This window comes from Kangiella sp. (genome assembly GCF_048265365.1).
Classification (GTDB): Bacteria; Pseudomonadota; Gammaproteobacteria; order Enterobacterales; family Kangiellaceae; genus Kangiella.
The window spans coordinates 1,541,217-1,564,074 of the sequence record NZ_JBLXBT010000001.1 but is presented as its reverse complement, the minus strand read 5'-3'; the positions used below and the strand labels follow the sequence as shown (position 1 = coordinate 1,564,074).

Below are 22,858 nucleotides of genomic sequence, written 5' to 3'. Positions count from 1 at the left end.
CTCTGAAAACTAGCCACTAATGACGCTCAGACACCTGGTTAATGGTGTATTTAGGGATTTCTACGGTTAAATCCTCGCCATCAACCACTGCCTGGCAACTTAGCCGCGATTCAGGCTCAAGCCCCCACGCCTTATCCAGCATGTCGTCTTCGAGCTCATCGCTCTCTTCTAACGAATCAAAGCCTTCTCGGACAATGACATGGCAAGTTGTACAGGCACATGACATTTCACAGGCATGTTCAATCTCAATATCGTTGCGCAAGGCAACATCCAGAACGGTTTCCCCCTCTTCTGCTTCAAACACAGCACCTTCCGGGCATAACTCTTCATGGGGTAAAAAAATCACTTTAGGCATGTTTAACCCTTATATCTCATCAATTTCATGGCCGACCAGAGCTTTTGCGATACTCGCATCCATCCGTCGACTGGCAAATTCTTCAGTAGTCTTATCCACTACTTTTATGGCTTCTTCAATGGCTTCAATATCACCATTCTCGCTGAGGTAAGCCAGCTTTTTCAAAGCCTCTTCAATAGCATTACGCTCATCTTTTGAGAGCAACTTATCACCACTTTCGGCTAACGCAGCTTGTACAGCTTCAATCACACGTCTGGCTTCAACTTGCTGCTCGCGCAACATGCGTGCTTTCATGTCTTCTTCGGCGTAGTTAACTGAAGACTGCAACATGGTTGTGATTTGCTCGTCATTCAAGCCGTAAGAAGGCTTAACGGTAATATCTGATTTTACACCGGTGATGGTCTCTTCGGCTGTTACTTTGAGCAAACCATCAGCATCCACCTGGTAGGCTACATTAATGCGTGCAGCACCGGCAACCATCGGCGGAATACCACGCAGCTCAAAGCGCGCCAAGGAGCGGCAATCTTCTACCAGCTCACGCTCACCTTGGACAACATGAATAGCCATGGCGGTTTGACCATCTTTGTAGGTAGTAAATTCCTGTGCGCGAGCAATCGGAATTGGAGTATTTCGTGGGATGATCTTTTCGGCAAGACCACCCATGGTTTCGACACCCAGTGATAACGGAATGACGTCCAATAACAACATATCTTCATCGCTTTTGTTGCCGATTAAAACGTCTGCCTGAATTGCAGCGCCAATGGCAACCACCTTGTCTGGGTCGATATCGGTCAGCGGCTTCTTACCAAAATAGTCTTCCACTTTATGTCGTACCAGCGGCACACGAGTTGAGCCACCAACCATTACAATATCTTGTACTTCTGACGCTTTAAGTCCTGCATCTTTTAATGTTCGGCGACAGGCTGCCAAAGTCTTATCAACAATTGGTGCAATCAAAGATTCCATGAGCTTTCGGTCCATAGAACCTTTCCAGTGTTTAAAATTGATTTCCACACTGTCCTGATCCGTCAAAGCTTCCTTAACGTCGCGCGCCTTGATCATGGCCATCTGATAAGCATTACGATCACTCTTATCAATATTCGCCTGCTCAACAAGATAACCAGCAATAGCTCGATCAAAGTCATCGCCACCCAGGGCGCTATCGCCACCAGTGGACATCACTTCGAAAACACCTTTTTCAAGACGTAAAATCGAGATATCAAAAGTACCGCCACCTAAATCATAAATGGCATGGATACCTTCACTACCAGTGTCTAAACCGTAAGCCAAGGCCGCAGCGGTTGGCTCACTGATCAAGCGTAATACTTTAACGCCTGCAATCTGCGCGGCATCTTTAGTTGCCTGACGCTGCGCTTCATCGAAATAGGCTGGTACTGTGATAACAACACCACCCAGCTCACCTTCCAATGACTCTTCTGCTCGTTTAACCAGAGCCTTCAAAATCTCACTGGATACTTCTACTGGGTTTTTAATACCGCAATCAGTTTCTACCGCCGGCATCCCTGTTCCAGATGCAGTTAATCGGTTGGCACTGAACTCTTTAATCTTTTGTACGTCCTTTAAGCCACGTCCCATCAATCGCTTAACGGAGCTAATGGTGTTCAGAGCATCAGAGCAAACGAACAGTTTGGCTGATTTGCCTACCGACACGGTACCGTCTTTCGCGTAATGAACGATCGAAGGCATAATATGGTCGCCTTCAAGATCAGGCAAAGTTTTAGCTTTACCGCTACGCACGGTAGCAATCAGCGAATTGGTCGTTCCCAGGTCAATGCCCGCCGCCAGTTTATGCTGGTGCGGATCGGTGCTTTTGCCTGGTTCTGCAATTTGTAGTAACGCCATAAATAATATTTACTGGTTCAAATGTATTTAGCTTAAAAGCTTGTCTTCTGCTTGTTCAATGTCCGACAAGGTCTTATGCAAGAATTGGAGCTTATAAATTGCTGTTTCAAGTTCATCAGTATTCAAGGGCTGCTTCTCAAACAATTCAGCCATCTGTTCTTCCTGACTTTCTTCCAGCTGGCTAATTTTATCAGCAAATTGATTTAATCGGGAGATATCACTGCTGGCCACAATATCTTCTAACTCTTCACGCAACTCTAATTGCTGCATCAAAAATTCAGGGTCATTAACCGTGTGATCTTTAGCAGTATCGATTCCTGCCTTGAGATGTAACAAATATTGAGCTCGCTTAACAGGATTTTTTAACACGGCAAACGCATCATTAAGATGAGTGGTTTTTTGCATTGAAAGCATTTGCTGCTGTGCGCCTGAGCTGGCAAAGCGGTCGGGATGCACGCTGTTGAGCAGTGTTCTTAGCTTGGCTGAAAGTTTTGGGATATCGATAGAAAAATTCGGCTCAAGGCCGAACATTTCAAAATAGTTTTGCTGTGAATTAGCCATAACAGGAATTCTTGTTGAAGAGTTTAAAGCAACTTGTTTAACAAACAGTCTTATTTCTTTGTAAGAGCTTTACAGACTATTAAACTGTGAAAGACTCACCACAACCACACTCGCCCTTAACATTAGGGTTCACAAACTCAAAGCCTTCGTTAAGGCCTTCTTTTATGAACTCGAGGCGAGTACCGTCAAGATAGAGCTTACTCTTAGGGTCAACAATCACCTTGACGCCTTTGTCTTCAAAAACAACATCTTCGTCATTCAGTTCATCAACGAACTCAAGAACATAAGCTAAGCCAGAGCAGCCTGTGGTTTTTACACCCAGACGAACTCCAAGTCCTTTGCCGCGATTGGCCAAGAAACTTTTTACGCGCTCTGCTGCTGCATCGGATAAGGTGATTGCCATATTAAATCCTAACCTTCTTACCTGGTTTATTACTTGATGAATAACGAGCGACGAGTAACCAATTACTAGCCGTGCTTTTCTTTGTAATCTTTCACTGCTGCTTTAATCGCATCTTCAGCTAACACTGAACAGTGAATTTTTACTGGAGGCAAAGCCAACTCTTCAGCAATTTGCGTATTCTTAATGGTTTGCGCTTCATCGACTGTCTTGCCTTTAACCCACTCAGTGATTAAAGAACTTGAGGCAATCGCAGAGCCACAACCGTAAGTCTTAAATTTTGCGTCTTCAATAATGCCCTGCTCGTTTACTTTTATTTGCAGTTTCATTACATCACCACACGCAGGCGCACCAACCATACCTGTACCAACGCTGTTATCGGTCTTTTCGAAAGAACCGACGTTGCGTGGATTTTCATAATGATCAATTACTTTTTCGCTATAAGCCATAGTAGTATCTCCTACAATTGTTAGTGGGCTTGCCACTCAACTTTGGACAAGTCCACACCATCTTTGTACATTTCCCAAAGTGGTGATAATTCACGTAAACGGCCAATTGAGTTTAGAACTTTCTCAATGGCGTGATCAACTTCCTCTTCCGTCGTAAAGCGACCGATAGTGAAACGAATTGAGCTGTGCGCTAATTCATCATCACGACCTAAGGCACGCAATACATACGAAGGCTCCAAGCTGGCTGATGTACAAGCCGAACCGGAAGAAACTGCTAAATCTTTAAGTGCCATAATCAATGACTCACCTTCAACAAAGTTAAAGCTGATATTAATGATGCCAGCTACGCGCTTTTCTGGGTGGCCATTAAGATATACTTCTTCCATATTTTGCACACCATTCCACAAACGCTCGCGTAAACCTATAATTCGTTCGTTATCGCTTGCCATATCTTCTTTTGCAACGCGAGCCGCTTCGCCCATGCCGACGATTTGGTGGGTTGGTAAAGTACCAGAACGCATACCACGCTCATGCCCGCCACCGTGCATTTGTGCTTCTAAACGAACACGCGGTTTACGACGTACATATAAAACACCGATACCTTTCGGGCCATACATTTTGTGGCCTGAAATCGATAACAAATCGACTTTGGTTTTCTCTACATCGATTGGTAACTTGCCTGCACTTTGTGCTGCATCGACGTGGAAAATAATTTTTCGCTCACGACACATTTCACCAATAGCGTCGATGTCCTGAACTACACCTGTTTCGTTATTAACGTGCATTACGCTCACTAAAATAGTGTCGTCACGCATCGCGTTTTCAAGAGCTTTAAGGTCCAGCAAGCCATCTTCCTGGACGTCCATATAAGTGACTTCGTAACCTTCACGCTCAAGTTGGCGAGTAGTATCCAGAACTGCTTTATGTTCTGTTTTTACGGTAATAATGTGTTTGCCTTTTTTACCATAAAAATGCGCAGCACCCTTTATCGCTAAGTTGTCAGACTCAGTAGCACCTGAAGTCCAAACAATCTCACGCGGGTCTGCATTGATTAATTCAGCTACTTGTTGACGAGCAATGTCTACCGCTTCTTCCGCTTCCCACCCAAATTTGTGAGAACGAGAAGCCGGGTTACCAAAGATACCGTCAACACCCATGTATTGAACCATCTTCTCGGCAACACGCGGATCGACCGGCGTGGTTGCTGCGTAATCAAGATAGATGGGTAATTTCATGTTTTTCTCCGCTGTTTCGTTTGCCTATTAACCACAACTTTTAGATGCAGTTGATAAATCGTTAACTAAATAAAATAACGTCTTCTTCACGAAAACGATGATTCTGACGTTCTGCAACTTTTTGTACAAAACGTCTTTGAATAACTTGTTCTAAAGTGATGCCACTCAAGAACTGATAAATCTGATCGCTCAGCTCAGTCCATAATTGATGTGACAAACACAAGTCGCCATCCTGGCAGCCGCCCTTTCCGTTACACTTGGTTGCGCTAATGGGTTCATTGACCGCAAGCACAACTTCTGCAATCGAAATCTGGCTTGATGGACGTTTGAGCTCATATCCACCACCGGGACCACGCACACTATCAACCAAGCTGGCTTTTCTCAGCTTGGAAAATAACTGCTCAAGATAAGACAAAGAAATATCCTGTCTGCTTGAGACTTCAGCTAATGTAATGGGGCCATTTCCACTGTGTAATGCCAAGTCCAGCATGGCAGTTACAGCATATCGACCTTTAGTACTTAGTTTCATAAGCTCTTCCCGTAAATTACCCCTACATGATCCCATACCCGAGTAATTTAGTCAACTTTGATTAACTTGTCGTAAGGAAGGAGCTGTTTATAACCTATTGATTAAAAAGAAACTTATTAGAAAGCTAAAAACCATTAATAAAACTCATGACTTGGTTCTAGTATAAGACTTAATGAAATACTCAGATATTAAGTCATTATTATTCTTTACTCGTTTTATCGCCTTCAGAAGCATCCGACTGGGCTGGCTCGGTGTACTCAGAACTTACCGCTTCGGTAGGTGATTTTGCGTGCTTGCCATTTCCATCAAGGATCTTGCTGCAATCCATATCGGGCAAATCAAATTCGTTCAGGTCAAACCCCTTAGCCTTTAATGCACAGCAAATAGAGTGAAGCTGTGTTTCCATCGCATTGGCATGCGTGTACATGGTACGAATGGCTTGAGTTAATGGATCTTGCTGATCCGCGCTGATGCCATAAGCTTCAAAAATTTCATCGCCATCATGTTTAGAGCGAGAACTTTCGCGCGCTGGGATACCTATAACAGTCGTATCTTCAGGGACATCTCTAATCACCACTGCATTTGAGCCGACCCGTGCATTTTTGTGTAAGGTAATGGGCCCGAGGACTTTTGCTCCGGCACCAATGACAACGCCGTCTTCTAATGTTGGGTGACGTTTGCCAGCTTTCCAGCTGGTTCCGCCCAATGTCACACCATGATACAAGGTGCAATCATCGCCAATCTCCGCGGTCTCACCAATTACTACGCCCATGCCATGGTCAATAAAAAAGCGACGACCTATTTTAGCGCCTGGATGAATTTCAATACCGGTAAACCAACGAGCCAAGGTCGATAAGGTGCGCGCCAACCATTTCCAATTCGCATTCCATAACTTGTGAGCTAAGCGATGAAACCAGACGGCATGCAGGCCGGGGTAATTGGTTAAGATTTCAAAGTTGTTACGCGCCGCGGGATCGCGGTGGTACACACTTTTTATGTCTTCTTTGATGCGCTTAAACATACTATGAGCCTTTTACATGCCGCTTAATATACTTATCAATTGAGGACAAAAAGCCTCGCAAGATATTAACCTCACCTTTATTGAGGCGGGCTTTTGCCAGAATTCTGCGTATTCTAGCAGGTAATAATTTAGGTTGCTCGGGGTTGTAGAAGTCCGTTTTGTTCATAGTGGATTCCAGATGGTTATATAGCCCATCGACCTCTTCAAAACTTGCCAGCTGCTCGCTGTCTTTGTCCTGCTCTGAGTCAGTTTGCGCACTATAACCTAGGTCAGAATCAACAGGATGTGAATCTTGCTCAACAGCTCCAGTAATAATTTTACTGGCCAGCCTAATTTCATAGGCAATCAATTGAACCGCTGAAGCAAGGTTTAAGGACATATACTCAGGGTTGGCTGGAATATTGACGTGGTAATGGCACAACTGTAACTCTTCATTGAGCAATCCGGTGCTTTCGCGACCAAACATAATGGCAACCGGACGCGCTTCTGTTTGATCTTTGATTAACTCGCCCATTTCACGCGGCTCAATCAATGGCCATGGCAAAGCTCGGTTGCGGGAGCTGGTACCGATGATTAATCGACAATCCTGCAAAGCTTCCTCAACAGTTTCAACGATCTGCGCATTTTCCAGCACATCTAGAGCACCGGATGAGCGAACCATCGCTTCTTCAGAGGGAAAATCCTTAGGCTTAACCAGCACTAGATGCTTCAAGCCCATAGTTTTCATGGCTCGGGCAGCCGCACCGATATTGCCTGGATGGCTAGTCTGGCAAAGTACTATTTTAATGCTATCGAGCAGTTGAGGGTCAAATTGTGGTTCTGAAGAGGTGGAATAGCTCATAACGCGTTGAAAAGAAGCATAAAAAGTTAAGCGATATGATAACAAAGGGTAAGGGAATCCCCTATTTATAATGATAAATATTTTACCCTGTATAAATATTTGGTATGATGCGCCCGATTTTGGCCTTTGAGCCAGTAGTTCTTTGACAGTGGTGGTATATCAATATGAATGCGTACAAAACAATTGCCGTGCGTGCGGCTAACCGTGCGGGTGACTTTATTGCAAAAGCGTTTACTGATCGTGATCGCATTATTTCGCAAAGCAAAGGCCTCAATGATTTTGTCAGTAATATCGACGAACAAGCCGAATATTTGATTATTGATACCATCAAGAAAAGCTATCCTGATCACGCTATCTTCGCTGAAGAAAGCGGCCACCAGGGCAACAGCGACACTGTCTGGGTCATCGATCCTATCGATGGCACTACCAACTTCCTTCGTGGAATTCCTCACTTCTCTATTTCCATTGCCGTTCGCCAGAAAGGCAAAACGGTTGCTGCCGTGGTTTATGATCCAATGCAGGACGAAATGTTCAGCGCAGCCAATGGCTCGGGCGCCCAGTTAAATAACAAGCGTTTGCGTGTTAGCGATGGCAAGAAGCTGGAAAATGCCTTACTGGCAACAGGCTTCCCATTCCGAGAAGGCCAGGACCTGGCTAAGTACATGGAATACTTCCAAGCTCTTTATCCGCACTGTATTGATATGCGTCGCGCAGGCTCAGCTGCTTTGGATTTGGCCTATGTTGCAGCCGGTCGTTACGATGGCTTCTGGGAGTTTGGTCTAAGTGATTGGGATACTGCCGCAGGCGCTTTAATCGTTAAAGAAGCCGGCGGTATGGTCAGCGACATCAAAGGTAATCAGTACACAGGCGATTCAGCGAGCATTCTGGCCGCTAACCCTGGCGTCTTTAAGCACTTCTTGCAGACGATCAAAAACATCTAATCCACAACAACACTCATTCTTTTCAGATTTCACTAGAGAACGACAGGCCGATTATTATACAATTGGTCTGTCCTCTTACCAGATTTACACATAAAGAACTAAAGGTAGTTATTGATATGAATACTCTTTTTAATGCACTTTGGGAAGATTATATTGAAATCACTCCAGACGCATTGACTATTCACAATAAATTCAAAGCGTTAGGTGAAGAAGTTATCACCAACGATCACATCGCGTTAAGAACCTTCAATGACGGTTTGATCAGCCTCAAGCACATTGGCGAGCATCTTAAGCAATTTGGTTACCAGGAAGCTGGCGAATACCATTTTGAAGAAAAGAAACTCTACGCCAAACATTTTGCCCATGAAACAGATCAAGATGCACCGAAAATCTTCGTCAGCGAATTACTGCTGGAAGAGTTTTCGCCAGAACTGCAAATGTTCTGCCGCGGTTTAATCGCAGAGGCCAACTGGAATATCGGCCAAAATGGGCTGCACCTACCCAGTCGCCCATGGGGTAAAATTTCTCGCACTGCATATGAGAAACTGCTGGAAGAAAGTGAATACGCAGCCTGGCTTGCAGCTTTTGGCTTACGCGCAAACCACTTTACGGTTTCGATCAACCATCTTACACAATTGGGAACGATTGAAGACGTAAACGAGTATCTCAAGCAACAAAACTTTGAACTCAACACCAGTGGTGGCGAAATCAAAGGCAATGAAGAAGTTTGCCTAAAGCAAAGCTCCACCATGGCCAATATGGTCGACTGGAAATTTGAAGACGGCATCTACCCTATCCGCTCATGCTTCTACGAGTTTGCAGAACGTTTTGCCATGAACAATGGCGAGCTTTATCAAGGCTTTGTTGCAGCAAGCGCTGACAAGATTTTTGAGTCAACAAACGCAGCTGCTTAATTGAAAAATATTAGAAATAAAAAAACCGCCGGTTGGCGGTTTTTTTATGAGTGAAGCTTATATCTAAAGTGCTTCTATTAATTCTGGAACTACTTTAAATAAGTCAGCTACCAAGCCATAGTCGGCGACCTGGAAGATTGGAGCTTCTTCATCTTTGTTGATGGCGACAATCACTTTGGAATCTTTCATACCTGCCAAATGCTGGATGGCACCAGAAATTCCGACTGCTATGTACAATTCAGGAGCAACAATCTTGCCGGTTTGACCAACCTGGTAATCATTAGGCACGAAGCCTGCGTCCACTGCTGCACGCGAAGCGCCAACAGCTGCACCTAATTTATCAGCCAATTGCTCAAGCATGGCGAAGTTCTCACCATTACCCATACCGCGACCACCTGAAACGATGACTTTGGCAGAGGTTAGTTCAGGACGCTCTGACTCAGTTAGTTCTTCACCTACGTAATCCACTAAAGCGCCATGTTCTGTTGTGCCTATCGACTCTACAGAAGCTGAACCACCTTCGTGTGACAAAGCATCAAATGCTGTTGCTCGAACTGTAACCACTTTTTTGCTGTCGTTACTTTTTACGGTAGCAATTGCGTTACCAGCATACACAGGACGCTTAAAAGTATCGTCGCTTTCAATGGCAATGATGTCTGAAATTTGTTGGACATCCAGTAAAGCCGCGATGCGTGGAGCAATGTTTTTACCGAAGGTGGTTGCTGGCGCAAGAATATGAGAAAAGTTCTCAGCTTGCTCAACCACTAACTTGTCTAAGTCTTCAGCCAACAAATGCGCGTAATGCTCAGCTTCGGACAAAAGAACTTTATCGACACCTTCTGCTTTAGCAGCTTCCTCAGCCACTGATTTACAATCGTGACCGGCTACTAAAACGACTGTGTCGCCATCTAAATGCTTAGCGGCAGCAATGGTGTTAAAAGTTGCAGGCTGCAACTCACTGTTATTATGTTCTGCAATGATTAAAGTGGCCATTAGATCACCTTCGCTTCATTCTTTAATTTATCAACCAGTTCGGCAACAGTTTCAACTTTGATACCTTCTTTGCGTGCTGGTGGGTTTTCCACTTTTAGCGTTTCTGTGCGTGGCGCTACATCAACACCCAAGTCGGCTATCGCAAACTCTTCAAGCGGCTTACGCTTTGCTTTCATAATGTTTGGAAGTGAAGCGAAACGAGGTTCGTTCAAACGCAAGTCTGTGGTGATAATGGCTGGCAACTTAACATCCAAAGTTTGCAGACCACCATCAATCTCACGCGTAACCTGAGCTTTACCGTCAGCAACTTCGACTTTAGAAGCAAAAGTGCCCTGCCCCCAACCAAGAAGAGCGCCAAGCATCTGGCCAGTCTGGTTGTTATCACCGTCGATTGACTGTTTACCAAGCAGAACCATTTCCGGCTGCTCTTTCTCGACAAGGCTCTTCAACACCTTGGCCACTGCTAAAGGCTCAACTGCGTCATCGGATTTCACCAGAATGGCGCGATCCGCACCAAGAGCTAGCGCAGTACGCAAGCTTTCCTGACACTGTTGGTTGCCAATAGAAACCACTATCACTTCGCTGGCCACGCCCTGTTCTTTCAAGCGCACCGCTTCTTCGACAGCAATCTCACAGAATGGATTCATGGACATTTTAACATTGGCGGTTTCGACGCCGGTGTTGTCCGCCTTAACACGAACCTTAACATTCGCATCAATAACACGTTTTATTGCAACGAGAATTTTCATGAAAACCCTATCTATGTATAATTTCGCCAGATATAGACGACTGGAGCGCCTATCTTTAGTAAAATAGGCCGCAATGGTGACGTTTTAAGACCTTAAGGTCAATAGTTAACGGTCAATTTGAGCCGAATTTGAACAGATTTTAACCGTTTTTGAGTAAAAAAACAGATAAGGGGAGAATTAAGTGGAACGTGAATTTATGGAGTTTGATGTCGTAATCGTTGGTGCAGGCCCTGCGGGCTTATCGGCAGCGATTCGTCTTCGCCAGCTGGCAGCCGAAAAAGACCAGGACTTAATGGTCTGTGTGGTTGAAAAAGGCTCCGAAGTCGGTGCGCACATTCTATCTGGAGCTGTGTTTGAACCGACTGCTCTGAACGAACTCATTCCTGACTGGCAGGAAAAGAACGCTCCCCTGTTGACCAAGGTGTCTGAAGATAATATTTATCTCTTTAGAGGTCAGAACAAATCAATCAAGATCCCAAATCTCTTTGCACCTAAAACCATGCATAACGATGGCAACTATATTGTCAGTTTGGGCAATGTCTGCCGCTGGTTAGCTGAGCAAGCTGAAGCATTAGGCGTTGAAATATTCCCAGGATTTGCTGCTTCCGAAGTGCTTTATAATGACGACGGCTCAGTAAAAGGTATCGCAACTGGCGATATGGGCATTGGCCGTGACGGCGAAAAGAAAGATGGCTATATGCCGGGAATGGAGCTGCACGCTAAATACACCCTATTTGCTGAAGGCTGTCGCGGTCACTTAGGTAAAGAATTGATTGCCAAATTTAAGCTTGATAAAGGTAAAGAGCCGCAACATTACGGTATTGGCATTAAAGAGCTGTGGAAAGTTCCAGCCGAGCAACACAAGCAAGGTCTTGTTGTTCATACAGCAGGATGGCCATTAAGTGAGTCAGGCTCTGCTGGCGGCGGCTTCCTGTACCATATTGAAGATGAGCAGGTAGTTGTAGGCCTGATTACCGACCTCTCCTATTCAAACCCACACGTTAGTCCGTTTGATGAATTCCAGCGGTACAAGCACCAGTCAGCCATTAAACAATATCTTGAGGGTGGTGAGCGCATTTCTTATGGTGCACGTGCGATTACTAAGGGTGGTTTACAGTCACAACCGAAAATGTCATTCCCGGGTGGCTTACTGATTGGTGATGATGCAGGTACTTTAAACTTTGCAAAAATTAAAGGCTCACATACCGCCATGAAGTCAGGCATGATTGCCGCTGAAACGGTTATATCGGCTATGGCTAGCGAACGCGCTAATGATGACTTGCTTGAATATGCAGACAATTACAAGAAGTCATGGGCATGGAAAGAACTTCATGCACAACGTAACTTCGGTCCTGCACAGCACAAATGGGGCAACCTGTTAGGTTCAGCTTATGCCTTCATCGATTTGAATATCTTCAATGGCAAACTGCCATGGACCTTAAGCGATCCTGAACCTGATTATGCACAATTAAAGCCAGCTTCAGAATGCAAAAAGATCAACTACCCAAAACCGGACGGCAAATTATCGTTTGATAAGCTTTCGTCCGTGTTTGTTTCCAACACCAACCATGAAGAAGATCAGCCGGTACATCTACAGCTTAAAGATCCTTCCATCCCGATTGAGGTTAACCTGGAAAAATATGATGAGCCTGCGCAACGCTACTGCCCTGCTGGGGTTTACGAAATAGTACGTGATGATGACGGTAATAATCCCAAGTTTGTGATCAATGCGCAGAACTGTGTGCACTGCAAAACTTGTGATATCAAAGATCCAAGCCAGAACATTCATTGGGTTACTCCTGAAGGCACTGGCGGACCAAACTATCCCAATATGTAACTCATGATTTAGAACAAATTATGGACATAAAAAAAGCGGCTGTAGCCGCTTTTTTTATGAGTCTAATTTTTCAGCTTTGCTTTCTTCTTAAGCCGAATAAAGCTAATAGTGCTAGCATCAAGAAGGGCACACTACCGCCACCTGAGTTGTTGTCTTCTTCTGTATCACAGCTTTCAATCGCTCCACCTGTTGGGTCAAGCCTGAATGCTCTAATCTCACCATCCTTTGCTCCAAAACCCACAATCTGGCCAGCGTTATTGATATCTGTAGCTTCGGTTAATTTCCAGCCGGAGTCACATGGAACCAAATCATTCAGATCTTTCATTTCATCGTTTTCATAAATAAATGCCGCAAACTCATTCAATGTAGGAGCGGAAATTAGTGCCCGTCCAACAATCTGACCATTGTCATTAATAGCTCTTGCTCTTGAGTCAGTAAAGTCCGACCGGAAGAAACCGATAAAGGTCAATTCATCTGAGCCACTTTGCGCATCAAAGTAGAAAGCCTCTTGATTATTGCGACTTCCTGAAATGTAAACACTACCAACCACTTCGTCATAAAGGTTAATATCGTGGGCGAATGTCGCACGGTTATCTTTAATTGGCAATTCGGTCACGGCATTTTGATTATTTGTATCGATAATGAATGACTTTATAGTGTACTGCTCTGTATCAGGCACTGGCGCATCTGAGAAGCCAAGTGCTTTGCCCGAATTATTAATGCCTGTCATATAGGACTTTCGAGTTGCTTCATCAGCCAAGGATGGAACCATATAATAACTTTGGTCGTTGTTGTTATATATGAAGCCTCTATCTACAGCATCATTTTCATCATCGGGATCAACGTCAAATTGTCCATAACCAACTATTAAACTGTCATCATTTATGGCTACGGCCCTTGTTTGAGTCAGGTCTTCTTTTTCTACTAACTTCTCAATTCCTGAATCAAAGATCACTGCAAAGTTGTTCTCTTGAATTAGTGGGTCACTACCTTCACGTACAACTTCAGTTAAGACATTGGCATAACCAACGGCAACACCTGAAGAATTAATTCCTATAGCCTCACTGACAGTCCCATCAGCTAAAACACCTAGGTCCTGATTTCCACCTTGTTGGTATTTTACTGCATGACCAAAAAAGTCCCTGCTGCCCTCTTCATTTCTTGGTCCGTTGGCAACACCTACACCAACACCCAGTTCATTAAGCTTATAAGCAACACTGTAATTGCCATCGAGGCCGCCTAAGTCAACAATCTCATAAGGTGCGGAGAGCGCAAGTCCTGTGCTCAATGTAAGCAAAGACGCAAGTAAAGTTTTCTTAAATCGCTGTTGTTTCATTCTATTTCTCTTATATTGACGAATTTGGTGTAATCAATGCATTCCTATTATGAGACATCAGAGTGTCATCATCAGAAATCACTCAGCATCGGGCTGTGATTCTGGCCTGGCATCTTTAAAGGCGTCTAAGGTTAAACAGTGTTGCTCTACTTCAACCAGACGCGGGTAATCAGTTAAATCGACGTTAAAGCGTCGAGCATTGTACATTTGAGCCACAATAAAGGCATCCGCTAAAGTCAGCAAGTCACCAAAGGCAAATGGGCCCTGCTCTTTGTAGCTCTGCAATTCTAGTTCTATCGCCCTGAATCCTTCATGAATCCAATGCCTATACCAGGTATCTTTAGCCTCATCACTGACATTAAGCTCACCTTTCAAGTATTTAAGAACTCTTAAATTATCGACAGGGTGAATGTCGCAAGCAATGACTTGACACAGGCTTCTGACTTTAGCTTTTAAAAAAGGTTCATACGGAAGTAATTTGGGACCGTCATAGACCTCATCAATATACTCACAGATAGCCATCGACTGGCTTAGAAGCTTGCTATTGTCATCCAACAATGGAACAAGCCCCTGTGGGTTTCGTTCAAGGTATTCGGGTTTATGCTGCTCACCACCATCTTTAACCAAATGAACAGGAATCATCTGATAAGACAGGCGCTTTACATTTAACGCAATGCGAACTCGATAAGCCGCCGTTGACCGCCAGTAACTATAAAGTTTCAGCATAAACCCTCTCCTTTAATTAGCCTTAAGCTTAATACTTTTCTACGATCTGATTAATTTGACCAAAAATGCTATCACCATTTTCGTCAAACATTTCAATGGTCACACGGTCACCGAATTGCATGAATGGTGTAGATGGCTTGCCATTGGCAATAATTTCCAACATACGAACTTCAGCCAAGCAGGATGAGCCAGTTGACTGGTCTTTATTAGATATGGTGCCTGAACCGACAATTGTGCCAGCACTTAATGGACGTGTTTTTGCCGCATGGGCTACCAAAGTTGGGAAATCAAAAACCATATCGACGCCACACTCAGGTTTACCTAATAGGTTTTCATTGAGATGCGTTACCAATGGTAAATACACTTTTTTGCCATCCCACTTATCGCCTAATTCATCAGGGGTGACCGCAACAGGAGAAAATGCTGATGATGGTTTAGATTGGAAGAAGCCGAATCCTTTAGCCAGTTCACCAGGAATGAGGTTGCGCAATGACACATCATTCACTGTCATCAACAAGCGGATTTCTTTTTCTGCTTGCTCAGGCGTCGCGTCCATCGGCACGTCACCAGTGATGACAGCGACTTCGGCTTCCATATCAATACCATACTCTTCGCTGGCCATTCTGATGTTTTCGCGAGGTCCAAGGAAAGTATCGCTACCGCCTTGATACATCAATGGGTCTGTCCAGAAAGTTTCCGGCATTTCTGCACCACGCGCTTTACGAACTAATTCAACGTGGTTAACGTAAGCACTACCATCAGCCCATTGATAGGCGCGAGGTAATGGTGATTCACAGGCAGCTTGATCAAACTCAAATGCATCTGTTGCCTTGCCTTCACTCAGATCGGAGTACAACAATTCCAGTTGTGGTTTGAAGTTATCCCAATCATCTAACGCAGCCTGCATAGTTTTAACAAAGCCAGGCTTAACGGCACGTGATAAATCACGGCTGACTACGACTAATTGGCCATCTCTTGAGCCATCTTTTAAAGTTGCTAATTTCATTTTTATTTCCTAAATTCTTGTCAAATCAATTGAATGGTGTGAATGAAGTTATTTGCTGGCTTTCCAGCTATTACAATACTCTTCATTCTCTACACTGCTCATTGCATCAGAAACCTCTAAGGCATCACGTGTATCGATCATCACAGCCACTTCATCGGTTGCTTTCTTGGCGTACTTACGCCCTGCTTCAAATGCTTTCGGGTGTGGACCATGAGTAAAGCCAGACGGATGGAATGTGACCATGCCAGCATCAATATTGTCGCGGCTGAAGAAATCGCCCGCGTGGTAGAAAATCACTTCATCAAAGTCATCATTATTATGGTAGAAAGGCACTTTTAATGCACCAGGATCCGACTCGATCGGACGCGGTACAAAAGTACAGATCACAAAACGACTGGCGACAAAGGTGGTGTGTGCCGAAGGTGGCAAATGATAGCGGTGTGACATTAATGGACGAATATCACGCCAGTTAATGCGGACCACCGACAAGTCACCGTGCCAACCAATCGCATCTAGGGGCGAATAGTTAAAATGAACTTTCGAAATTTGTTCGCGGCGCTTAATTTCTACCGACCAGGGTTTATCATCCTGTTGCGCCAAAAATTTTTCATTAACGCTTGGTACATCCAGCATTGCCGGATCGAAAATCGCCTGCGGCCCAACTAAACCTTTTTCAGGCAACTGATAGCTATCATTGGTCGCCTCGATCAATAACATGGTCATAGGCTCTTGAGGCTCAAGACGCCACATAGTTCCACGCGGAATAACCACATAGTCACCATCGCGAACTTCCATATGCCCATAGTCGCAGAATAAATCACCTTTACCCTTATGGATAAAAAGCAGTTCATCGCCATCACCATTACGCGCCAAGGCAGGCATACTTTCTGCGCACTCCCAGATACGGAACTTACAACTGGCGTTATGCAACAATTCTTTGGCACTCCAAGGCGAGAGACTCGCCTTGTCGAGATCATTCAAATCAAACGCACGTGGGCGTAATGGACCTTCCCATTTTTCCCACGAGGTTGGCGCACGCTTGTGATGAAAGTGCGCTGTTGGACCAAAGAAACCACTTCGGCCTGCTTCACGCTCGTAAATTGCCTCTTCAGGCAAGTCAGCATGCGCCTGGCGTGAAATGGTTCCTTCTTTATGAGGGAACGCAATCCATTTACGCATCTTAAATCACTCCGCGTTGGATTTGGTCAAGTTCGATAGATTCAAATAGCGCTTTAAAGTTTCCTTCACCAAAGCCCTGGTTACCTTTACGCTGTATGATTTCGAAGAAGATAGGACCGATCACCGTATTGGTGAAGATCTGAAGCAAGATGCCTTCTTCATGATCCAATGAACCATCAATCAAGATACGGTTTTTGCGCAATACATCAACGTCTTCATGATGTTCTGGAATACGCTTAGGAATCATGTCGTAGTAAGTGTCTGGAGTGTCCATGAACTTCATGCCACCGGCACGCAAGTCTTCGATAGTTTGATAAATATCGTCTGTTGATAGTGCGATATGCTGGATACCTTCACCGTTGTATTCTTTCAAGAACTCTTCAATTTGTGATTTCTCATCTGAAGACTCATTGATTGGGATACGTAGCTTGTTACATGGGCCAGTCATTGCTTTTGAGAATAAGCCAGTTTGCTTACCTTTGATGTCGAAGTAGCGGATTTCGCGGAAGTTGGCGATGTTTTCATAGAAAGTCGCCCAAACATCCATACCACCACGCTTAACGTTATGAGTCAGATGGTCAAGTGTCAGCAGACCTTTACCTTTAGGGAATTTCTCAACACCATCATAATATTCAAAATCGTCATCATAGAAGCTGTTCGGCTTATTGCCCCATTTATCGATGAAGTAAAGAACTGAACCACCAATACCATAAACACCCGGGTGAGACATGTGCTCTTCCTGATCAAAAGGCTTGGCACCTTTTTCTACCGCGTAATCGAAGGCTTTTTGCGCATCTTCTACACGCCACGCCATAGCACAGGCGCATGGACCATGCTGCTTACTGAACTCATGGAAGTAGCCGTCCATCTCAGCATTAACGATAAAGTTAATGTCGCCTTGACGAAATAACACAGCATTTTTAGATTTATGCTTGGCGATTTCGGTAAATCCAAGCAATTCAAATAATTCTTTTAACTTCTGTACGCCCTCTTTATTTGGCGCTGTATACTCAACAAACTCAAAACCATCGGTACCCAGTGGGTTAAATGTTGTATCAGTCATGTTTGACTCCTAAATCTTATGCGAGGCTTAACTCTTCTTGTGCAAGCCTCTAAATTTAAAGCTTTCAGGCGATTCTTAGTTAGATTGTGCTAAAACACGCCCATTTAAAGGGTTGGTTCGTAATTAAGTAACGAATGTAAAGATTACGAACCCTACGCATGAAATCATGCGCAAAGTAAACTGGACGCTAGCTCCATTGAGCACGAATTTGGTCGGCAACGATAAACGTTGGTGTGAGTTGTTTGGTAAACATCAATAACATAGTGTCTTTTGCCCTGTAACAGCTTGATTTTAAAGTAGCTATTTACGATCCCTTCATTATGCAACAGCCCGCCAATATTAACAATATCGCGGGCTGCCTGGGTATAGAATGTTCAGCTATATCTTAGCTGGCCATTTTCTCTTCTTTGGGTGGGAATAAAGGCTTGTGCAAGCCTAGACGCTTGGCCTCTTCCACCATCGACATGACATCAGATTTAGCCAGGTCAAATAATTGCTTAAAATCATCAATCACAAAATACTGTGGTTGCATGATATCAATGCGATACGGTGTGCGTAACATATCAATTGGATCAAAAGGTTTGCGAATAACGTCTGGGTTTTCCAGACTATGCGGCGTCTCGCCAATCGATGACAAAATACCACCACCGTAGATACGCTGGCCTTCTGCTGTATTGATCAAGCCAAACTCAACAGTGAACCAGTAAAGTCGCGCTAAGAAAACACGGTCTTCTTTTGACGCTGCATAGCCCAACTTACCGTAAGCACTGGTAAATTCGGCAAAATATGGATTGGTTAACATGGCGCAGTGGCCAAAAATCTCATGAAAAACATCAGGTTCTTGCAAATAATCCATTTCCTCACGAGTACGAATAAATGTCGCACAAGGGAATTTCTTATCAGCCAGAAGAGCAAAGAATTTATCGAAATTGATTAAAGCCGGAACCCAAGCCACTTCCCAGCCGGTTTCCTTTCTAAGAACGCTGGATACTTCTTCTAATTGCGGAATACGGTCTTTAGGTAGATTAATTTTATCAAGACCTTCGAAATACTCTGGGCAGGCACGACCTTTGATCAGTTTTTCCTGGCGTGTTATTAACTCATGCCAAACCTGATGTTCTTCGTCTGTATAGTGAATAAAGCCATCTTCATCCATTGGACGAGCTTTATACTTGGTACCTGTACCCATGTAACTACCTCTTCAATGTTTCAATTAGTTTATCTTACCTTATACCTTTAACTTCGGTATCTAACTTCGCGCATCACGCGGCACATTATCAATACCTTGGACCACGAAAACAAGTAAAAACTGCCAAACGCTTCAATTAACCAGTGGAACTTTTAAGTGCCTTGCAATACTAAAGTTTAGTAACACTTTTCACGAGAATTACACTTTAAGTTGCATAAACTTCTTGGTATAAATTCCGTCGCCAATTTAATTAATTGGCCAGTTCATATTAAACTTGTCTAAATTGAAAACAAACGATGCAAAATACTCAAACAAGCGTATTGTATAAGAACCACAGTCAAATTAACGTAAACATGCAGTTAGTCACTCAAGGATGTTAATGACAATGCGAACATTAGCGATTGCTTTATCTCTTACCATTATAACCTTTTTTAATATAGCACAGGCCAAACCAGCCTATACAAGCAACCAAAAAGCCTTTATTGAGGCTGAAAAAGCCTTTAAACAAGGAAAGAGTACAGAATACCAAAAGCTCAAGAAGAGCCTTGCCAACTATGCGCTCCTTCCCTATCTTGAATACGAAGAAATAAAGAAAAACCTCAATGTAAACAGTCAACAAGCTGTAGATGACTTTATTGAACAATACGAGTCTTCGCCACTAGCGAGCACGCTTCGTTGGGACTTTGTGCGTCTATTGGCTAAAGCAAAAAATTACGACCTGATGGCCCAGTACTATTCTTTTGGTTCTGTTACCAGCTATGACTGTATGTTACTCAACCACCAACTCAAGCAAGGAAAGCCAATCAGCGCTCTATCCGAACAGATTTCCAACTTGTGGAATGTGTCGAAATCACAACCTAAAGAGTGCGACAGTGTTTTTGAGAAGTGGATTGATAACAACCAATTACAACAGGATGTTGCCTATCAACGATTTTATCAAACTGCGCACGAAGGCCCGGTTGGTTTACTGAGTTATCTTAAGCGCTATCTGCCACGTGATGAGCAATATCTTGCAGATCTATGGCTAAAAGTTCGACGCAACCCCAAAGTAGTCACTCGCCCTAATTTTTTTCCGGGCAAAAACCCTGAAAAAGAAGCCAGCCTTCTAGTCTATGCAGTTAAGCGCCTGGCCTGGGATGACCGTGACGATGCTTACAGCGCCTGGAAGCGAACACAAAACCGAATTCCATTAGCGGGAGGACACACATCTGATGTAGAAAGAACTTTGTTTCTTGCTCTGGCTACCGAAAATAACACCAAAGCTGTTGATATGACTAAGGATCATCTCGATGACTATTTAGATGATGAACTGGTTAATCATTGGAAGCTGGTCACTTTATTAAGAACCGAGAACTGGCAAACCATCACCGAGCTCTATGAGCTATTACCTTTTGAGCAACAAAGTAGCGAACAATGGCGCTATTGGTATGCTGTATCGTTAGATAATTTAGGGAAAAAAGAAGAAGCCAAAATCCTCCTAAGCGACCTAGCGGGCGAACGTGATTATTACGGTTATAAAGCAGCTACTCGGCTTAAGCTCCCAATTCTTCTCAATCACGCCCCTTTACTCATCCCTGAAGAGACCATGAACTCTGTGAGTCAATCTGCTAATGTTGAGCGCGCAAAAGAGTTGTACGCCATAGAGCGCTATCTTGATGCCAGTAGAGAATGGCGGAGCCTGATGAGCAAGCTGGAATCACCACAAGAGTTTCATGCAGCTGCGGTGATAGCCAATCAATGGGGCTGGTATAACCAAAGCATTCTAACCATTGCCAGGGCTCAGTCTTGGGATGATACAGACATTCGTTTTCCAACGGCTTTTAAAGATGATTACATTCGAATGGGCAAGCAGGTGCAATTGCCTCCTCACTGGCTGATGGGGGTTGCTCGACAGGAAAGCGCATACGGGCCAAGGGCTGTTTCGCCGGCTGGGGCTTATGGCTTAATGCAAGTGATGCCCAATACCGCGAAAGCCTTTGCAAGGAAATTCCAGATCCCCTATACGCATCGCAGTGATCTGTTAGATCCGGCTATTAATATTCAAATGGGCAGTCGCTACCTGCAAATGCGCTACGAAGAACTTGAGCAGAATCCCATTTATGCTTCAGCCGCCTATAACGCCGGTAAAAAAAGAATTGAACAATGGAAAACATTTGGCCGTTACCCAACCGAGATCTGGATAGAAGCCATTCCCTACACTGAAACGCGCGACTATATCAAACGAGTTATGACCTATCGGCAAGTCTATGCTCTAAAGCTCGGGCTTGATGACGATATTTTTGAGTATATTTTAACGACTGAAACCGGTGACAAAAAATAAAGGCGCCCACTGGCGCCTTTTACATCTTAAGTTCAGTCTGAGTACTAAAAATACCTTTCGAAACTAATCGATAAATAGTCATCATTTCTTAATGGATACAAGAAGCTATCCATCGGCCTGGTCTCATCAATACCTTCGAACCAACGTCCTTCGATCACTAACTTCCAGCTATCCCCTAATCGGCGACTGGCTTCGAGATTAATAAACTGCTGGTTTTCCGCATATGAGTATCCCAACAATACTTCTGTTGATGGAATATCGTTCATGGCCAAACGCAGGCCTCCGACCACGATATCTTCTTGCCTGAAACCTCCGGGAAGCACATCACGGGAATCATATTGATACTCCATGATAATGCCTAAATCTGCACCTGATTCTGTAACGCCATAAAATGAATATTCAAAGCCACCAACAGCTGCCGAGTAACGACCTTGGTCGAAACCTGAACGTGACATAGCCTCAAGCTTCCATAACCAGGCTCCTTTTGTAGCTTGAACATCGACACTGGTTTGATCAATGGTCACATAAACCGGTCTTAACTTAGGGTCTAACGGATTAGTGGTATCCAGAACAAATTGTGGGTCACGACTGGTTCCTGAAAAATGCGCAATACCAATATCCCAGTCTCCAATCCAATTCGACCAACGAATAGCGCCATCTAGTCGTGATTTACCATCTGGATCAGCATAAATCGGATTGTCCGTGTCGACCACATAAGGGAAACGCAGTCGCCCCTCTTCGCCCGCAAAAGTTCTTTCACGAAATCCTGGTAAAGCAAATAAACTCAATAGCCCCCAATCACGCTCAGTGGATATCGCTATCATTGGTTGACCAAGCTTATCTTCACCATCAATATTTTCGACAAAATCTGTCTGATTAATGATGTCCACCAGGTGTTGGGACTCAGCGACGCCCCAGAACACTTTGCCAATCCCCGCTTTAACTTCCCACTCATCACCGACATATTGCAACATCAGCTCACGAATATCGCCATGAGTACGCTCGCTGTCCATGCTGTCCCAACGATAGAATGGCTTGAAAACCAGGCTGATATTGTGCTCATCCCAGTTATGATAGAACTCAGGCTCAATCATAATTGAAGCAAGCTCTTGGTCCTGACCAAAGTCTCCATCTTCAAAATAATACCGAACGTCAGTGGCAACAACACCACGCCATTCAGCAGATATAGACGGTAAACTTAATAAAATCAATACACTAGAAATAATAGCTTTCAGCTGTTTGGTTGTAGACATTTTCTTCCATACTAGTTGGTCTGTTATTTGTCGCCATTGTAAATAATGAAGGGCTGAAATACTAGCTGTCATTGTTTGTTAATCCACGTCGCATAATA

At 44.1% G+C, this 22,858-nt stretch carries 22 protein-coding genes; 4 read left to right on the top strand and 18 right to left on the bottom strand.

Going from position 1 to position 22,858, the window contains the following annotated elements; all coding sequences use genetic code 11:
- Positions 1-16: 16 nt before the first annotated feature.
- From fdx to ACN0VI_RS07215, 9 genes are all read right to left on the bottom strand, one after another.
- Positions 17-355 carry an ISC system 2Fe-2S type ferredoxin gene (gene fdx / locus ACN0VI_RS07255; RefSeq protein WP_331893152.1) on the bottom strand — a complete coding sequence of 113 codons (339 nt, stop codon included), beginning with the start codon at positions 353-355 and terminating at the stop codon, positions 17-19.
- A 9-nt stretch (positions 356-364) separates the two neighbouring features.
- Entirely contained in the window at positions 365-2,218 is a 1,854-nt protein-coding gene (hscA, locus tag ACN0VI_RS07250) for a Fe-S protein assembly chaperone HscA (RefSeq protein WP_417446269.1), read from the bottom strand.
- Positions 2,219-2,245: 27 nt separating this feature from the next.
- Positions 2,246-2,779, bottom strand: coding sequence for a Fe-S protein assembly co-chaperone HscB (gene hscB, locus ACN0VI_RS07245; protein WP_417446268.1), 534 nt, complete (start codon positions 2,777-2,779; stop codon positions 2,246-2,248).
- Between the two features lie 79 nt (positions 2,780-2,858).
- Positions 2,859-3,182, bottom strand: a complete 324-nt coding sequence (gene iscA, locus ACN0VI_RS07240; RefSeq protein ID WP_331893146.1) for an iron-sulfur cluster assembly protein IscA — start codon at positions 3,180-3,182, stop codon at positions 2,859-2,861.
- A gap of 65 nt (positions 3,183-3,247) precedes the next feature.
- Complete coding sequence (iscU, locus tag ACN0VI_RS07235; protein WP_331893145.1) at positions 3,248-3,628, bottom strand: Fe-S cluster assembly scaffold IscU; 381 nt, start codon at positions 3,626-3,628, stop codon at positions 3,248-3,250.
- A gap of 20 nt (positions 3,629-3,648) precedes the next feature.
- On the bottom strand, positions 3,649-4,863 hold the full coding sequence (locus ACN0VI_RS07230) for an IscS subfamily cysteine desulfurase (RefSeq protein ID WP_331893143.1): 1,215 nt from the start codon (positions 4,861-4,863) through the stop codon (positions 3,649-3,651).
- A 61-nt stretch (positions 4,864-4,924) separates the two neighbouring features.
- A complete protein-coding gene (locus ACN0VI_RS07225; RefSeq protein ID WP_331893142.1) occupies positions 4,925-5,392 on the bottom strand; it encodes an Rrf2 family transcriptional regulator in 468 nt (155 codons plus the stop codon).
- Positions 5,393-5,591: 199 nt separating this feature from the next.
- Positions 5,592-6,413: a serine O-acetyltransferase gene (gene cysE / locus ACN0VI_RS07220; protein WP_417446267.1), complete on the bottom strand. Its 822-nt coding sequence runs from the start codon at positions 6,411-6,413 to the stop codon at positions 5,592-5,594.
- Between the two features lies 1 nt (position 6,414).
- Entirely contained in the window at positions 6,415-7,254 is an 840-nt protein-coding gene (locus ACN0VI_RS07215; RefSeq protein WP_417446266.1) for an RNA methyltransferase, read from the bottom strand.
- Positions 7,255-7,418: 164 nt separating this feature from the next.
- Between ACN0VI_RS07215 and ACN0VI_RS07210 the strand changes: the two genes are divergently transcribed.
- Positions 7,419-8,195 carry an inositol monophosphatase family protein gene (locus ACN0VI_RS07210; RefSeq protein ID WP_417446265.1) on the top strand — a complete coding sequence of 259 codons (777 nt, stop codon included), beginning with the start codon at positions 7,419-7,421 and terminating at the stop codon, positions 8,193-8,195.
- 116 nt (positions 8,196-8,311) lie between these two features.
- On the top strand, positions 8,312-9,109 hold the full coding sequence (locus tag ACN0VI_RS07205; protein ID WP_417446264.1) for a DUF1338 domain-containing protein: 798 nt from the start codon (positions 8,312-8,314) through the stop codon (positions 9,107-9,109).
- A gap of 63 nt (positions 9,110-9,172) precedes the next feature.
- Here ACN0VI_RS07205 and ACN0VI_RS07200 read toward each other — a convergent pair whose 3' ends face one another.
- Positions 9,173-10,102: an electron transfer flavoprotein subunit alpha/FixB family protein gene (locus tag ACN0VI_RS07200; RefSeq protein ID WP_417446263.1), complete on the bottom strand. Its 930-nt coding sequence runs from the start codon at positions 10,100-10,102 to the stop codon at positions 9,173-9,175.
- Positions 10,102-10,851 (bottom strand): electron transfer flavoprotein subunit beta/FixA family protein, encoded by a 750-nt coding sequence (locus tag ACN0VI_RS07195; RefSeq protein ID WP_417446262.1) that lies wholly within the window; start codon positions 10,849-10,851, stop codon positions 10,102-10,104. Before ACN0VI_RS07195 ends, ACN0VI_RS07200 begins: the two co-directional genes overlap by 1 nt.
- Before the next feature lie 181 nt (positions 10,852-11,032).
- On the opposite strand from ACN0VI_RS07195, the gene ACN0VI_RS07190 reads away from it, so the two are divergent.
- A complete protein-coding gene (locus tag ACN0VI_RS07190) occupies positions 11,033-12,688 on the top strand; it encodes an electron transfer flavoprotein-ubiquinone oxidoreductase (protein ID WP_417446261.1) in 1,656 nt (551 codons plus the stop codon).
- Positions 12,689-12,758: 70 nt separating this feature from the next.
- Here ACN0VI_RS07190 and ACN0VI_RS07185 read toward each other — a convergent pair whose 3' ends face one another.
- The 6 genes from ACN0VI_RS07185 to phhA form a co-directional block, all read right to left on the bottom strand.
- Entirely contained in the window at positions 12,759-14,024 is a 1,266-nt protein-coding gene (locus ACN0VI_RS07185) for a DUF3466 family protein (RefSeq protein WP_417446260.1), read from the bottom strand.
- A gap of 78 nt (positions 14,025-14,102) precedes the next feature.
- The gene (gene maiA, locus ACN0VI_RS07180; RefSeq protein WP_331893133.1) at positions 14,103-14,750 is read right to left on the bottom strand and encodes a maleylacetoacetate isomerase; all 648 of its coding nucleotides are present in this window, start codon (positions 14,748-14,750) and stop codon (positions 14,103-14,105) included.
- Between the two features lie 28 nt (positions 14,751-14,778).
- Positions 14,779-15,756 (bottom strand): fumarylacetoacetate hydrolase family protein, encoded by a 978-nt coding sequence (locus tag ACN0VI_RS07175; protein ID WP_417446259.1) that lies wholly within the window; start codon positions 15,754-15,756, stop codon positions 14,779-14,781.
- 48 nt (positions 15,757-15,804) lie between these two features.
- Positions 15,805-16,935, bottom strand: coding sequence for a homogentisate 1,2-dioxygenase (locus ACN0VI_RS07170; RefSeq protein ID WP_331890868.1), 1,131 nt, complete (start codon positions 16,933-16,935; stop codon positions 15,805-15,807).
- Between the two features lies 1 nt (position 16,936).
- Complete coding sequence (gene hppD, locus ACN0VI_RS07165) at positions 16,937-17,998, bottom strand: 4-hydroxyphenylpyruvate dioxygenase (RefSeq protein WP_331890870.1); 1,062 nt, start codon at positions 17,996-17,998, stop codon at positions 16,937-16,939.
- A gap of 385 nt (positions 17,999-18,383) precedes the next feature.
- Positions 18,384-19,187: a phenylalanine 4-monooxygenase gene (phhA, locus tag ACN0VI_RS07160; protein ID WP_331890871.1), complete on the bottom strand. Its 804-nt coding sequence runs from the start codon at positions 19,185-19,187 to the stop codon at positions 18,384-18,386.
- Between the two features lie 379 nt (positions 19,188-19,566).
- Between phhA and ACN0VI_RS07155 the strand changes: the two genes are divergently transcribed.
- Complete coding sequence (locus ACN0VI_RS07155) at positions 19,567-21,507, top strand: transglycosylase SLT domain-containing protein (RefSeq protein WP_417446258.1); 1,941 nt, start codon at positions 19,567-19,569, stop codon at positions 21,505-21,507.
- A 44-nt stretch (positions 21,508-21,551) separates the two neighbouring features.
- Here the strand turns inward: ACN0VI_RS07155 and ACN0VI_RS07150 are convergent, their stop codons facing one another.
- Positions 21,552-22,760: a hypothetical protein gene (locus ACN0VI_RS07150; protein WP_331890611.1), complete on the bottom strand. Its 1,209-nt coding sequence runs from the start codon at positions 22,758-22,760 to the stop codon at positions 21,552-21,554.
- Between the last annotated feature and the right edge of the window lie 98 nt (positions 22,761-22,858).